Genomic DNA, 13,447 nt, shown 5'->3' on the forward strand with positions numbered 1-13,447 from the left:
ACCGGACATGTTTAAAAAACTGCTTGCCACCGCAACTATGGCCGCGATGACAGTCTCTGTGGCGTTTGCCGCCGATCTGGAAGGGCGCGTGTTAAAAATAGGTACGGATGCGACCTATCCCCCGATGGAAACCGTTGATGAAACTACGGGTGAAATCGTGGGGTTCGACGTGGATGTGATGACTGCCATCTGTGAAAAGGTGAATTGCGTCCCGAATTTCGTCAACACCGCCTGGGACGGCATTTTTGCAGCCCTTCAACAAGGAGAGTTCGACCTAGTGATCTCGGGTGTGTCGATCACGCCGGAACGCGAAGAGACCATGGATTTTTCTGAACCCTACATTGTCGTCAGTCAGGCGATCTTGCTGCAGGTCGACAATGGGGACATGACGCTGGACGACTTTAAAGCGGGCGGTCAGAAACTGGCGGCGCAGACCGGCACCACCAATGCACAACTGGCCGAAGATGTCGTCGGGCGCGAGAATGTCAGCCTTTACGACAACTTCTCGGCGGCCATTCTGGCGCTTCAGAATGCGGATGTGCAGGGTGTGATCATCGATGGCACCTCTGCCGCAGCCTATGAACAGGAATTCGCAGGGGAACTGACGGTTGGTATCACCGGCCTGCAATCCGATCCGTTGGGCATCGTATTTCAGGAAGGCGACGCCACGGTTGATGCCATCAATGCCGGTCTGGCGGCGATCAAGGAAGACGGCACACTGGACGCTTTGGTCGGCAAATACTGGAGCACCAACTGATCCTGTGATGCACCCTCTGGCTCCGGCGGCAAACGTCGCCGGAGCCTTGTCCCAGCGGAGAACCCCATGTCGCGCCTAAGCTCGATCCGCCCAAGCAATCTTGTCCTGCTCGCCGCCGCCCCGTTCATCATCTACCTGTTCGCGACCTCGTCGAAATACCTGCGGTCCCTGATTTCCATCTTGGGGATAGGCAACAATGCAGGGCCGACTTTCGTCGGGTTCCTGTTGATTTTGACAGTGGCCATATTGGGCTATCTCTGCGCCAGACACGCGCGGTTCGAAGCGCATGCACCGGGCTGGTTGCGTACCTCAGCGCTGGCCGCATTCCCTGCGGCAGTTGCCTTGTCGATCTTGGGCTTTGTGGCACCTCAGGTATTGATGCCCTTTGCCGAAACTGTGTTCTTTCACGCGCTCAGCGAGAATACCTCGACCCTGATTGATCGTTCGAACCAAACTTGGGTGCTGTTTCCGGAAGTGATCGCGCAGGTTCAAACCGGTCTGCAAATTGTGCTCGCCCTTTATGCTGTGGTCATTGGCCTGTGTTTACTGTCTGCCCGCTTGAATAACCCTTTGAGCAATTATGTTGGGCTGGGATTTGAAGTCCTGACCGGAGCGGTTCTGTTCTATCTGATGTTCATGGCCCACTGGCAGTTTGCCACCGGTGTCGCCATCACCTTTCGCGCGGCGATTTTTGCCTATATTTTTGCCGCCATTCTTGGATTGATCTGGGTCGGGCTGCAATCCTTCAAGGCAAAGGCGCGCACGACGGTCACTTACGGATCGATCAGTCTTGCATTGTTGGCGATCTCAGCTTTCTTTTTCATGCAACCGCAAGTGAATTACGTCTTGGTGGGTAGTACGGATGCGCGCATCGCGATTGTACGTGGCACTCCGCAAGCGCAGGCAGACATTATCCGTTTTGGCGAATTTGAAGGTGGCGGAGACCAGCAATACCGCATCCGCAGCGCGACAGATGCGGCCAGCGCGTTAGAGCAGATCGAAACCGTCGACAGCGTCTCCGGCGCCTTTGTTCCGGTCGAGGCCAACACGCAGGGCTACCCGGTTCTCTGGCGGACCAGTTTTTTGCCCGACAAATTTCGCAACCCGGCGCTGGCATTTGCCGTGTTTGGGTTTCTGCTACTGACTCTGACCGTCGGTGGGGCACAGCACAAGTTGCACCCGCTGGCTGTGGGGGCCGAGTTCTTTGTAGATACCATCCGCGGCATTCCGATGCTGGTCATCATTCTTTATATTGGCTTGCCTCTGGCAGGCGCGGTCAAGGATGCCACGGGCGGTGGCATCGACATGACGAACATGACGCGCGGGATCATCGCCATCTCGGTCGGGTATTCGGCCTACATGGCCGAGATATTCCGGTCAGGTATCGAGGCTATTCCCAAGGGCCAACTGGAAGCCGGGAGTTCACTGGGCTTGTCCCGCTGGCATACGGCGCGTTTGATCGTGCTGCCACAAGCACTGCGGATCGTGACACCGCCCTTGGGCAATGAATTCATCGCGATGATCAAGGATACTTCGTTGCTGTCCATCCTGTCTGTGCGCGACATGACCCAACGGATGCGCGAGTTTCAGGCGGCCAGTTTTCTGCCGTTCGCGCCCTTCAACACAGCGGCGATCCTATATGTCGTGATCACACTGGGCTGCGCCAGCTTCCTGAAATGGATCGAACGGCGAACGGCAAGGGACAACAGATGAGCAGTTTGGAACTTGGGGTCTGTTATTACCCCGAACAATGGGATCCGTCCCAGTGGCGTGACGATGCTGCGCAGATGGTCGAGATGGGGCTCGACTGGGTCCGGATTGCCGAGTTTACCTGGGGCTTAATCGAACCTGAACGTGGACGATTCCAGTGGGGTTGGCTGGATGAAGTGATCGAAATTCTGGGGCAGGCGGGATTACGGGTGATGATGTCGACCCCAACCGCCGCGCCGCCCAAATGGTTGATCGATGAACACCCCGAGATTCTGCCCGTTGGCCCGGACGGGCGCGCGCGGGGGTTCGGCTCGCGCCGACATTACTGTTTCTCCAGCGATGTTTATCTGGCCGAGGCGTGTCGGATTGCCACTGAGTATGCGCGTCGCTATGGTCAGAACCCGTATGTCTGCGCGTGGCAGATCGACAACGAATACAATGATCACGATACGGTCCTCAGTTACTCCGAAGCAGCACGGCAGGGTTTCCGACGCTGGTTGGAGGACCGCTATGGTTCTATTGATGCGCTGAACAAAACCTGGGGAACCGTATTCTGGAGTTCCGCCTATTCGAGCTTTGATCAGATCGAGCTTCCCAACGGATCAGTGACGACTCCGAACCCGACCCATTCCTTGGATTTCTTCCGCTATTCCTCGGACCGGGTGCAGCTGTTCAATCGGGCACAGGTGGACATCCTGCGCAAGCATTCTCCTGGCCGTGATATCACTCATAACTTTATGGCGGGCAGTTTCGAGTTCGATCACCACGCTGTGGCTACTGATCTGGATATTGTCGGGTTCGATAGTTACCCGTTGGGCAACCTGCTAGGCTCGACGCTTTCAGATCAGGAAAAACACCGCTACCTGCGCACGGGTGCACCGGATTATCAGGGGTTTCACTGTGATCTCTACCGGTCTCAGGGGCGTGGGCGCATGTGGGTTCTGGAACAGCAACCGGGACCGGTGGACTGGGCCGAGAAAAACCCGTCTCCGGCTGACGGCATGGTGCGGCTGTGGACTTGGGCGGCTTACGCGCATGGGGCGCAGGCTGTGATGTTCTTCCGCTGGCGGCAGGCGAAATTCGCGCAGGAACAGTTTCATACTGCGCTGTTGCGATCCGATGGCAGTCCGGATCAGGCGGCGGTTGAACTGGCGCAGATTGTCAAAGATCGCGCGGCCTTGCCACCCGCAACCCGGGCGAAAGCGAAGGTCGCCATACTAATGGATTATGCCTCGATCTGGGCCGCAGATATTCTGCCCCATGACGACGGTTTCCCGAATGCGCAGATCATCCGCGAATGGTACGCAGCACTGCGCGAGTTGGGTGTTGATCTAGATTTTGTTGGCCCCGAAAGTGATCTGAACGGGTATTCTCTGATTATTTTGCCGCAGAGCATGATTGCAACTGAGGACCTTGCCGCCCGTCTGGAGAAAACGCAGGCCAAGCTTCTGATCGGCGCGCGGTCCGGCAGTAAGACGCCGGATATGCACACGCCGCCGAAACTGGCACCGGGGGGGCTGGCGGATCTGACGGGTGTTCGCGTGCTGCGGGTCGAATCTCTGCCGGACTTGGCAAAAGAATCGGTAGTGTTGCAAAAAAACGCCCCTTGTGAATTTACGGGCTGGCGTGAGGTGATAGAGACGGATCACCAAATCATCGGCCATTTTGTAAGCAAATACCGAAATGGCAGCCCAGCGGTCACAAGGTCACCGCGCGCAACGTATCTGGCTATGGTCCCTCGCGGAGATCTGCTGCGCAAGATCGTGCGGGATGTGTTGAGCTGGTCAGGGATTGAAGCGGTCGAACATGGGCCCGAACTGCGCATTGCACAACGTGGCGCGCTGAGTTTTGCCTTTAATTTCGGCGATCGCGCCCTGCATTTACCTGACGGAGTACAGCGCCAAATTCTTATTGGCGCGGATCCTGTTGAGCCGTACGATATAACTGTTTGGAAAGGTGGCGAACCCCCGGATAATTGTGCCTCTGGATGAGCAAACCGGTCAAACTGGACACACTAAATCCACAAATTGTCACTTTTTGGCTGACGAACCACCACAGAAAGTCCTATCACTAAATTATAAAAAGAAAAACCAAGTCCAACATCGGGAGAAAACACTATGGTTAATAGAAGCAAACTATCCAGACGCTCTGTCTTGAAGAGCGCGGGTGCAGCAGCACTCGCGGCGCCACTGTACAGCAAGAGTGCGTTGGCTTCGTCAGGGGAAATCAACATTCTGATGTGGTCGGATTACCTGCCGCCCAGCTTTATTCAAGAGTTCGAAACCCTGACTGGCATTAAGGTCAACTACACCGGTATCGGCTCGAACGAAGAAATCATCAACAAGATGAAGGCCACCAAGGGGCAGGGCTTTGACATTGTCTCGCCGACCAACAACCGGTCACTGCAATGGCAACCGCTGGAGCTGCTGCAACCGTTTGACATGAATAAGATTCCGCTTGATCTGGTGAACCCGGCAATGGCCAAGATTGGTACCGATGCCTGGAACTTTGATGATAGCGGCGCGCATTGGCTGCCGCATATCTGGGGCACCGAAGGTATCGCCTATCGCACTGATCTTTGGCTGCCTGAAGGCGATGCGCCGTCTTATGGCGATGTCTGGTCAGAAGAAAACGCTGGCAAAACCATGGGCCGCGCGCACTCGATGATGCTGGGCGCGGGCCTATTCATGGAGCGCTCGGGTGAGATGGAGCCGGGTTCGGTTTGGGCAGCGTATGGTGACGAAGATACCATGCGTAAGGTCTGGGGTCAGATCACCGACTGGTGTGTTGAGCGCAAGAACCGAATCAAACTGATCTGGAACGACGCTGACACCCAGAAGAACGGCCTGCTGAACGAAGGTGTTGTGGTCGGTCAGACATGGGATGGTCCGCCGCTGGCGCTGAAATCCGCAGGCGAGCCTGTGCATTATCAGGCACCGGTCGAAGGCGCGATGGCCTGGGTCGATGGTATCTCGATGCCGTCGGGTGCTGCGAATGTCGATCAGGTCTATGCCTTCATCGATTTTGCCTATCAGGCCAAGCCGGCAGGTGTGGCGATCGACAGCCACGGCTACAACTCGCCGGTTCTGGGTGCTGATCAGTATTCCGGCGACACCTACAAAAAGAACTTTGCCGAAGCCTATCCGGGCGACTCTTTGGCCAACCTCAACCCTTGGCCAGCAGAAGCACCTTGGTATGCGGAAACCCGCACCGAGTTCGTCAACAAGTTCAAGAGCGCCTGATCGCCTTGATGTCCAAGCCCCTCGCGTCCGCGCGGGGGGTCATTACCTGTACGCCGCCCCCGGCGTGACGGAAAGTAATGTAGCGCGACCTATGGTTGTGCTTCAGGGAGATACCAAAAATGAGTGCAGGGGTCGGAGTCGATCTGGAAAACCTGTGGATCCGTTTCGGTGATTTTGTCGCCGTGCGAGATGCAAACGTAAACATCAACGGGGGCGACTTCTTTTCGTTCCTGGGACCCTCGGGTTGTGGCAAAACCACGATCCTGCGGGCCGTGTCGGGTTTTCTGGAACCCAGCGAAGGCAATGTCCTGATTGGCGGAAATAACATGAAGGGGATCGGGCCGAACAAGCGTCCGACCGCGCTGATCTTTCAGAACCTTGCGCTGTTCCCGCTGATGAAGGTGTGGGAAAACATTACCTTCTCGATGGAAATCAAAGGCGCCAGCAGCGCCGAGCGACGCAAGCGCGCCGATGAGTTGCTGGAGATGATTGCACTGCCGGATCAGGGTGACAAGCTGCCCAGCGAGTTGTCGGGCGGTCAGCGTCAGCGGGTGGCGATTGCACGTGCGCTTTGTGCCGAACCGGATGTGCTGCTGCTGGACGAGCCGTTGTCTGCGCTGGACCTCAAGCTGCGTCAACACATGCGGACGGAACTGCGCGAGATACAAAAACGCGTCGGCATTACATTTATCTACATCACCCACGATCAGGGCGAAGCGTTGACCATGTCGGACAACATCGCTGTGATGCGCGCCGGGGTGATCGACCAGATCGCAGACGGCAAAACGATCTACAACGATCCCGCGACAGCCTTTGCCGCCTCATTCGTTGGGGAAAACAACGTGTTCCGGGGCAAGATCAAGCGCGTCATGGGCAATGAAGCACTGATTGCAACCAACCGCTCGGGCGACTTGGTGGCGCGGATTTCGACGGCCAATCAAGGCAAGATGAAAGAAGGTGACGACGCCATGATGTTCATCCGGCCCGAGGCATTGGCGATTGCGCCGGACGGCGCGACCGGGGACCACTTTGTCACCGCGCGCGTGAACCACGAGGAATTCGAAGGCAACGCCTTCAACATCTTTACCGAGGGCGATGGCGGCAAAGAGATCAAGGTATCGCTGCCAAATCTCGGACAGTCCTTCGAGGATCACACCGGTCAGATCATCACGCTGGAATACGAGACCCGCAATGCGGTTCTTGTTCCTGCGGGTGAACTGGCCGCAGAATAAGGAGGCCCGATAATGCCAGGCTTCCTTAAGGAATTTCTGAACCGAAACGGCACCGGCATGGGGTTGGCGATACTGGGTTTGGTCCTGTTCTGGACCATTGGCCTGATTATCCTGCCCCAGCTGTCGATGCTGGACTTTTCCTTCCGTCCAAACCTGCCACCGCCAGAGATTGGCGGGCCCAAGGATGTCTATACTCTGGAGAACTATAGATATCTGGTCTTCGGCCCTGAGGGCGGCAGTCAGGACTACAATACTGTCGATCTGCGGGTGTTTTTCCGCACTCTGGTTGCGGCGGTCTGCGTGACGATCTTCAACCTGATCCTGTGTTATCCGATTGCCTATTATCTGGGTCAAACCAAGGGTAATCACATCCGCATCTTTGCGATCATGCTGATCATCCCCTATTGGATCAACGAAATCCTGCGGGCCTTCGCCCTGCGCATCATCTTTGGCGAAACCGGCGTGCTGAACACGATGCTCGTCGGGATGGGCGTTTGGGATACTCCGTTCGATTTCATCCGCAATGACATCGCGCTTTATGCAGGTCTTGGGTACGCCTACATCCTGCTGATGATTTTCCCGATGTATAACGTGATCGAAAGTCTGGATAAAAACCAGATTGAGGCGGCACGGGATCTGGGCGCGCCCTGGTGGCGGATTCACTGGCGTGTGGTTATTCCCTATGCCAAGCCAGGCATCAGTTCGGGCTGTACCATGGTCTTCATGTTGTCTGCCGGTGCTTTGGCCGCGCCACAGATTTTGGGTGGGCCGTCATCCTTGTGGTTTACCCAGCTGATCTATCAGCAGTTCAACGACAATAATGACTGGCCGCAGGGCGCCGCATACGCCATCGTATTGCTGGTAACTTGTATCCTGTTCGTGCTGGCCGTGATGCGCCTGTTCAAGGTGAATATGGGGGATATCGGGAAATGAACAATTCCTTCCTCCGTATAAGTATCTGGGTCTATCTGGCGATCTTCTTCGCCTATCTGTTGGGGCCGCTGGTGATCATGTCGGTCACGGCGTTCAACTCCTCAGGGTTCCCAAGGATGAGCCCTTGGGAATGTCTGACCTTCCAGTGGTTCGGCGAGCTGTTTCAGGATCAGCGCATTTTGAACGGCATCAAGAACTCGCTGATTATCGGCGCCGGCACAGTTGTTCTGTCCGTGGCGATGGGTCTGGCCGGGGCGCTGTTGTTGACACAGATCTGGCCCAAGCTGCGCGCGACCTACTATACGATCATCATCGCGCCAATCCTGATCCCCGGCGTGGTGCTTGGTATCTCGACTCTGGTCTTCTGGGACCGGATCAATCGAATGCTGGGTTTGGGCGCTGACAGTTTTCTGTCAAACGGGATTTTCCTGACGGTGATCGGCCAATCCACCTTTATCGCCAGCTACTGTATGCTGGTGCTGGTGGCGCGGCTACAGCGCTATGATATCGCGTTGACCGAGGCCGCGCTGGACCTCGGCGCAACCCATGCGCAGGCGTTTCGCAAGATCATGTTGCCGTTCATGCGACCTGCGATTGCTTCGGCTGCGGTGCTGGCGTTTCTTGCGTCGTTCGAGAACTACAACACCACTACCTTCACGTTTGGGGAATACCCGACGCTGACGATCGAACTGGCCCAAAAAGTCCGCTATGGCATCACACCTGCGATCTCGGCGCTGGCCTTCATCATCGTGGCGCTGACAGTGTTCTTTGCTCTGCTGAATGAGGCCAAGCTCAAGCGTCAGGAACTGGTCGCTGCCGCGCGTAAGCAAGCCACGGTCGAAGAACTGGCGGGCAAGATCAGGCTGCCCAGCTTCTTTGCCGGGAATATGGCCGCGGTGTTGCTGGTTATGTTTGCAGTTGCCACAATCACCGTGGTGGGTACCGCGACGGCCTACAACCCGGCGCAGTGTATCGCTGATGTGCGAGAGCAAAAGCAGCTTGAGGCCGAAACGCGCATTCAGAAATTGCGCCAACTCCGTGAGGAACGGCGCAAGCAGCGCGAGGCTGAAGAGGCTGAGCAGGGCGACGTGCAATCCACACCAAAGCCATCGAACAACAGCGGTTTTGGCAACGTGTTTGCACCGAATGCGCTGGATGGAGATGACGGCGACGGGGCTTCGGATGCCGAAAACCCACCCTCAAACAACGGTGGGTCCGGAGGCGTCTTCGATCCCAACAGTCTGCAAGGCGATCAATAGCGGCGCAGCAAATATCTACCTCTGCATCCGCCCGGATTGGACTTAGCTCTGTCCGGGCGGATTGCGTTTCAGGATTGCGACATCACAACCTTTGATCGTGTGTCCATTCCAGTCTACCGGCTCGGCGTTGTAGTTGATCAGAAATTCATAATCCGTCGTTTCTCGTCGCCGTAGGCCAGCGGGCATGGGGTGCAAGGGTATGCCAGTGTCCTGCGCGGCCATGGCAACGATTCGATCCCACAGGTCCGTATCCGGAAAACCGGCCAGATACCAAAACCCATCAGCGCCTTTTAATGCCGGTGTTTTGTCTGCAAAGGACAACAAATCCTGGGCCGTGCCGGACAGCCGGTCAATCCAATGTTTACCGGCTCCGCCGCCCTCGACCGCTCGCTCAACGTCGGGCGGTAGGGTTTCAACCATATCGACGTTGCAATCCAGACAATTCAAACCCGGGCGTCCCTGTTTTGGTATCTGGAAATCGCGCGTGATCGCGCCCGAACGGGGCCCCAGAACAGTAAGATCACTCCGGTCTTTCAGATGCCGTTCCACATCCCTATCCAAAGTGGCGATCCCCGGCCCAAGGACCAGTTTGTACTGTCTCTTCGCAGCGTCGTTTGCAGTGATGAAGTCCACAGACAACCCGGCCCGCCGCAACGCCTGGTAAGCGGAAAAGATCAATCGAAAATAGTCGAACCCGGCCCCTTGGGGTTGCGTTGTCCAGGCCCAATCCGAAGCATAGTCGAACAGGATCGCCACTTGAGCCGTCGTCTGATGCACCTCTCCCAAGTTGGCTAAATCTTCAGCTGTTTGACGGACCTCAGGCAATGCTGGTGCCGCTCGATTGTCGGGCGTCAACAACCCCGCATGCATCTGCTCTTGGGCAAATGGAGCCTGTCGCCACCTGAAATAACTGACAACTTCAGCGCCATGTGCCACAGCTTCGAGCGACCACAGACGCACCATTCCCGGCAATGGGGCCGGGTTGTACGGAGCCCAGTTCACCGGGCCGGGTTGTAGCTCCATCACCCAACATCGGCCACGACCAACAGCGCGATAAAGATCGTGGTGAAAGGCCTGCATATCCGGATCGCCCTGCTGCAGGAATGCTGTCTTATGCTCTTCACTTGCTTCCAGCCGGTCCGACAGGAACCCGATCGGATAGCTGTCCCAGGTCGCGATATCCAAATCCGCGCCGACTTCGAAATGGTCGAAATCCAGAACGCGGCCCATGTAATTGTGCAGCAAAGGGGCATCGATATGGGTTCGCAGAACATCCACCTGCGCCTTGTTGAACGCCACCACTTGATCCGAACTGAAGCGGCGGAACGCCAGTACGTGGGCCGGATTGGGCTCGGTCACGGTGAGGTTTGGTAGTTCGATCTGGTCGAAATCATTGTATTCCATCGACCAGAACACATTGCCCCATGCCTCGTTCAGATCACCGATGGTGCCATATTGATCCATCAGCCAATATCGAAAGGCCAGTAAGGCAGAGGGGCTGTAGCTGATGGTGGTGTCATGGCAGCCATATTCATTGTCGATCTGCCATGCGGCGACGTGCGGGTTGCGCCCATAGCGTTTCCCCATGATCTGCGCGATGCGCACGCACTCGTCGATATAACCCTTGTGGCTAAAGCAATAGTGTCGCCGCGATCCGAACTTGCGCGGGTTGCCTTGCGCATCAACGGCCAGCATGTCGGGATGTTTGTCCAACATCCAACGCGGAGGCGTTGTCGTAGGAGTGCCCAGAACCACCTTCAGCCCGGCGGTCCCTAGGGTTTCAATGGCGCTGTCCAACCACTCAAACTGCAAGTCACCGGGCTGCGGTTCCATCCGGCTCCACCCGAATTCGCCGATACGGACCCATGCCAGGCCGGTCTCGACCATGCTTGCGGCATCGTCCGCCCACATCGCTTCCGGCCAATGCTCGGGGTAATAGCAAACACCAAGTTCTGGCTTCATAAGATGACTCTGTGTTCTGCCTGACCTTGCCCTACATTGACTGCGGCAAAGGTCATTCCGTGAGAGGGCTGTGTTTCAATCGCAGTGACACTCAGCCCCTCACGGGCTGTGGTGCAAAAAAGCGTATCCAGATCCTTGCCTCCAAAGGCCGGGCACGACGTATGGTCCGCGTGAAACGAGGTGGCTTTCAAAAACCGCCCATCGGACCCATAGACTGCAACCCGACCGACGCCCCATTGCGCGATCCAGATGTTGCCGTCCACATCGACCACGGCGCCATCCGGGTTCAGTCCTTCGTTCCGCAAGTCCAGAAATACATCGGGATCGCCTTTGGGCCAGCCTGTTTTGGCGCTCAGATTCCAACGCATCACTTGCCGGGTGCGGGTGTCGCTGAAATAGGCGCAAGACCGGTCTGGCGTGAAACAAATCGCGTTCGAGATTGTCACATCCGGCACCAGACGCCGCAGTTCCCCTTGCCAATAGCGATAGATTGAACCGGCCCCGGGTTCTGCCTGCTTGCCCATGGTCCCGATCCAGAACCCACCCCATGGATCGGCACGCCCGTCATTCGAGCGGGTGATTGGATTATCGGCTTCCAACGGGGCCAAAAGCTCTCGTGTTCCGGTCGGCAGGTCAAATCGCCAGAGTCCGGTTTCAGAGGCGATCAGCAGGGTATCGTGATCGATCCAACCTGCAGCAGACACATGTTCGGGAAAGTCCCAGCTGTGCTGTTCTTCGTCCTCGCGCGTCATCAGACGCTTACCCACAATGTCGAACCAGAAAAGCTGCTGCCGTTCGGGGTGCCACAGGGGTCCTTCGCCCAGCTCGCAAGGGCGATCATCAAAGACTGTGCTCATCCCGCGACCTTGTCATATGCAGTAACGATCTGTCGGGCCCGGTCGGCAATCTCAGCGATGTCCATCCCGGGTTTGTAAAGTGCTGATCCAATGCCGAAACCATCCGCCCCAGCTGCTAGCCAGTGTCCGAAATTCTCGGGTCCGGCCCCGCCGACGGCAAAGATCAGGGTTCCGAGAGGCAAAACCGGGCGCAGAGCCGCTAGGCCGGACGGACCCGCCACAACGCCCGGAAACAACTTCAATCCCGTGGCCCCCGCCTTGAGTGCAGCGAAGGCCTCTGTCGGGGTGTAGACACCTGGCCAGCTTTGCAAGTTCAGGGCGACCGACCGGCCGATCACTTCTGCGTCGTAGTTTGGCGAGACAATCAGCTTACCTCCGACGTCTGCCACTTGATCAACCTGCTCGGGCGTCAGCACTGTACCCGCACCGATCAATGCGCGATCTCCGATCTCTTCTGCCAGGATGCCGATACTTTGCAGAGGCTCCGGAGAGTTCAGAGGCACTTCGATCCGGTCGATTCCGGCCGCAATCAGGGTGTGCCCGACGGCCTTGGCCTCTGTCGGGTTGAGGCCACGCAAAATGGCGATGATGGGACGGCTCATGCGGTTTGCCTCGTCAGATTTCGGGCTTGGGCCAAACCTGCCAGCGTGGATCGAGTTGCGTTTGCGACTTCGACAAAAGCGCCCTGTTGCTGCAGAGCCTTTGCATAGATTTGTGACACGTTGTCAGCACCGATGATGGCCAGCTGTTGCCCCAGCCAATAGGCTCGGGTTGCAGCCAGTTCCACTCCGATCAAGCTCCCGGAAAGTCGTGCACGTGCGATGCCTGACGCCTGCCCTTGCAGCAGATCCATGGCGCGTAGACCAAAAAGCCGCGCGGCCAGTTGTTCGGGCTTCGACAATGTATCCGAGACGGCATCCAGGAATGCGGTTTCATCCCAGCCGTCACTGATCGAGTGTCTCAGGACCGAATGACAACGCAGCAAGTCAAACAACTCTCCAGTCATGAAGGTGCGGAAGCTCACAACCTCACCTGCACTGACTTGAACCCATTTGGTATGTGTTCCCGGCAGGCAGAGAACACCGTCCCAATTCTGTCGCGAGGCCAGAAAACCCGCGATCTGGGTTTCTTCACCGCGCATTACATCCGGTGGGTTGTCTTGTTTCAAACCGGGCACAACGAAAACGCGGATGCGTGGGTCGGTGTTGGGTACGTAAACCGGAACAACCGGTACAGGGGCTGATGGTACGGTTGAATAGGGGGCCTCAACCCAACCTTGCCGCGCGCCAACCATTCCGCAGGCAACAACGTCCAGCGGGGCGGATCCCAACCAGCCTTCGATCACATCCAGCAGCGCGGTCTGGAACCCACTCTTGGCCAGACGCGCCATACCGTTATCTGATTGTGCCTGATCCAGTACGGTTTCGCCTTGCATCGCCCAAGCCCGCAAGTGAGATGTTCCCCAATCGACGGCGATCCATTCTATATTCATCGC

The 13,447-nt window shown here is 57.0% G+C and carries 11 protein-coding genes; 7 read left to right on the forward strand and 4 right to left on the reverse strand.

The annotated features are described in order from the left end of the window. Positions 1–7 precede the first annotated feature (7 nt). The 7 genes from HW561_RS11145 to HW561_RS11175 all read left to right on the forward strand — a co-directional run bounded on the left by HW561_RS11145 (position 8) and on the right by HW561_RS11175 (position 9,133). Entirely contained in the window at positions 8–757 is a 750-nt protein-coding gene (locus HW561_RS11145) for a basic amino acid ABC transporter substrate-binding protein (RefSeq protein WP_211198604.1), read from the forward strand. A gap of 66 nt (positions 758–823) precedes the next feature. Beyond that, the gene (locus HW561_RS11150; protein WP_176864712.1) at positions 824–2,470 is read left to right on the forward strand and encodes an amino acid ABC transporter permease; all 1,647 of its coding nucleotides are present in this window, start codon (positions 824–826) and stop codon (positions 2,468–2,470) included. Continuing rightward, positions 2,467–4,458: a beta-galactosidase gene (locus HW561_RS11155; protein WP_176864713.1), complete on the forward strand. Its 1,992-nt coding sequence runs from the start codon at positions 2,467–2,469 to the stop codon at positions 4,456–4,458. Before HW561_RS11150 ends, HW561_RS11155 begins: the two co-directional genes overlap by 4 nt. Before the next feature lie 126 nt (positions 4,459–4,584). Then, positions 4,585–5,709, forward strand: a complete 1,125-nt coding sequence (locus tag HW561_RS11160) for an extracellular solute-binding protein (protein ID WP_176864716.1) — start codon at positions 4,585–4,587, stop codon at positions 5,707–5,709. Between the two features lie 119 nt (positions 5,710–5,828). Beyond that, the gene (locus HW561_RS11165; protein WP_176864718.1) at positions 5,829–6,941 is read left to right on the forward strand and encodes an ABC transporter ATP-binding protein; all 1,113 of its coding nucleotides are present in this window, start codon (positions 5,829–5,831) and stop codon (positions 6,939–6,941) included. Positions 6,942–6,953: 12 nt separating this feature from the next. Then, positions 6,954–7,874 (forward strand): ABC transporter permease, encoded by a 921-nt coding sequence (locus HW561_RS11170; RefSeq protein ID WP_176864720.1) that lies wholly within the window; start codon positions 6,954–6,956, stop codon positions 7,872–7,874. Continuing rightward, the gene (locus HW561_RS11175) at positions 7,871–9,133 is read left to right on the forward strand and encodes an ABC transporter permease (RefSeq protein WP_176864722.1); all 1,263 of its coding nucleotides are present in this window, start codon (positions 7,871–7,873) and stop codon (positions 9,131–9,133) included. The genes HW561_RS11170 and HW561_RS11175 overlap by 4 nt, the downstream gene beginning before the upstream one ends. 42 nt (positions 9,134–9,175) lie before the next feature. On the opposite strand, the gene HW561_RS11180 is transcribed toward HW561_RS11175, so the two are convergent. From HW561_RS11180 to HW561_RS11195, 4 genes are read right to left on the reverse strand one after another with little or no spacing between them, the layout of a single operon-like run. Beyond that, complete coding sequence (locus tag HW561_RS11180) at positions 9,176–11,095, reverse strand: beta-galactosidase (RefSeq protein WP_176864724.1); 1,920 nt, start codon at positions 11,093–11,095, stop codon at positions 9,176–9,178. After that, positions 11,092–11,952, reverse strand: coding sequence for an SMP-30/gluconolactonase/LRE family protein (locus HW561_RS11185; protein WP_176864726.1), 861 nt, complete (start codon positions 11,950–11,952; stop codon positions 11,092–11,094). The genes HW561_RS11180 and HW561_RS11185 overlap by 4 nt, the downstream gene beginning before the upstream one ends. Continuing rightward, the gene (locus HW561_RS11190) at positions 11,949–12,554 is read right to left on the reverse strand and encodes a 2-dehydro-3-deoxy-6-phosphogalactonate aldolase (protein WP_176864728.1); all 606 of its coding nucleotides are present in this window, start codon (positions 12,552–12,554) and stop codon (positions 11,949–11,951) included. The genes HW561_RS11185 and HW561_RS11190 overlap by 4 nt, the downstream gene beginning before the upstream one ends. Next, positions 12,551–13,444: a 2-dehydro-3-deoxygalactonokinase gene (locus HW561_RS11195; protein ID WP_176864730.1), complete on the reverse strand. Its 894-nt coding sequence runs from the start codon at positions 13,442–13,444 to the stop codon at positions 12,551–12,553. The genes HW561_RS11190 and HW561_RS11195 overlap by 4 nt, the downstream gene beginning before the upstream one ends. Positions 13,445–13,447: the final 3 nt, after the last annotated feature.

Source organism: Ruegeria haliotis, from assembly GCF_013377785.1.
GTDB lineage: Bacteria > Pseudomonadota > Alphaproteobacteria > Rhodobacterales > Rhodobacteraceae > Ruegeria > Ruegeria haliotis.

Excerpts from the sequence above, each read along its gene's own strand:
- HW561_RS11145 (WP_211198604.1), top strand. The coding sequence starts at position 8 with ATGTTTAAAAAACTGCTTGCCACCGCAACTATGGCCGCGATGACAGTC.
- HW561_RS11150 (WP_176864712.1), top strand. The coding sequence starts at position 824 with ATGTCGCGCCTAAGCTCGATCCGCCCAAGCAATCTTGTCCTGCTCGCC.
- HW561_RS11155 (WP_176864713.1), top strand. The coding sequence starts at position 2,467 with ATGAGCAGTTTGGAACTTGGGGTCTGTTATTACCCCGAACAATGGGAT.
- HW561_RS11160 (WP_176864716.1), top strand. The coding sequence starts at position 4,585 with ATGGTTAATAGAAGCAAACTATCCAGACGCTCTGTCTTGAAGAGCGCG.
- HW561_RS11165 (WP_176864718.1), top strand. The coding sequence starts at position 5,829 with ATGAGTGCAGGGGTCGGAGTCGATCTGGAAAACCTGTGGATCCGTTTC.
- HW561_RS11170 (WP_176864720.1), top strand. The coding sequence starts at position 6,954 with ATGCCAGGCTTCCTTAAGGAATTTCTGAACCGAAACGGCACCGGCATG.
- HW561_RS11175 (WP_176864722.1), top strand. The coding sequence starts at position 7,871 with ATGAACAATTCCTTCCTCCGTATAAGTATCTGGGTCTATCTGGCGATC.
- HW561_RS11180 (WP_176864724.1), bottom strand. The coding sequence starts at position 11,095 with ATGAAGCCAGAACTTGGTGTTTGCTATTACCCCGAGCATTGGCCGGAA.
- HW561_RS11185 (WP_176864726.1), bottom strand. The coding sequence starts at position 11,952 with ATGAGCACAGTCTTTGATGATCGCCCTTGCGAGCTGGGCGAAGGACCC.
- HW561_RS11190 (WP_176864728.1), bottom strand. The coding sequence starts at position 12,554 with ATGAGCCGTCCCATCATCGCCATTTTGCGTGGCCTCAACCCGACAGAG.
- HW561_RS11195 (WP_176864730.1), bottom strand. The coding sequence starts at position 13,444 with ATGAATATAGAATGGATCGCCGTCGATTGGGGAACATCTCACTTGCGG.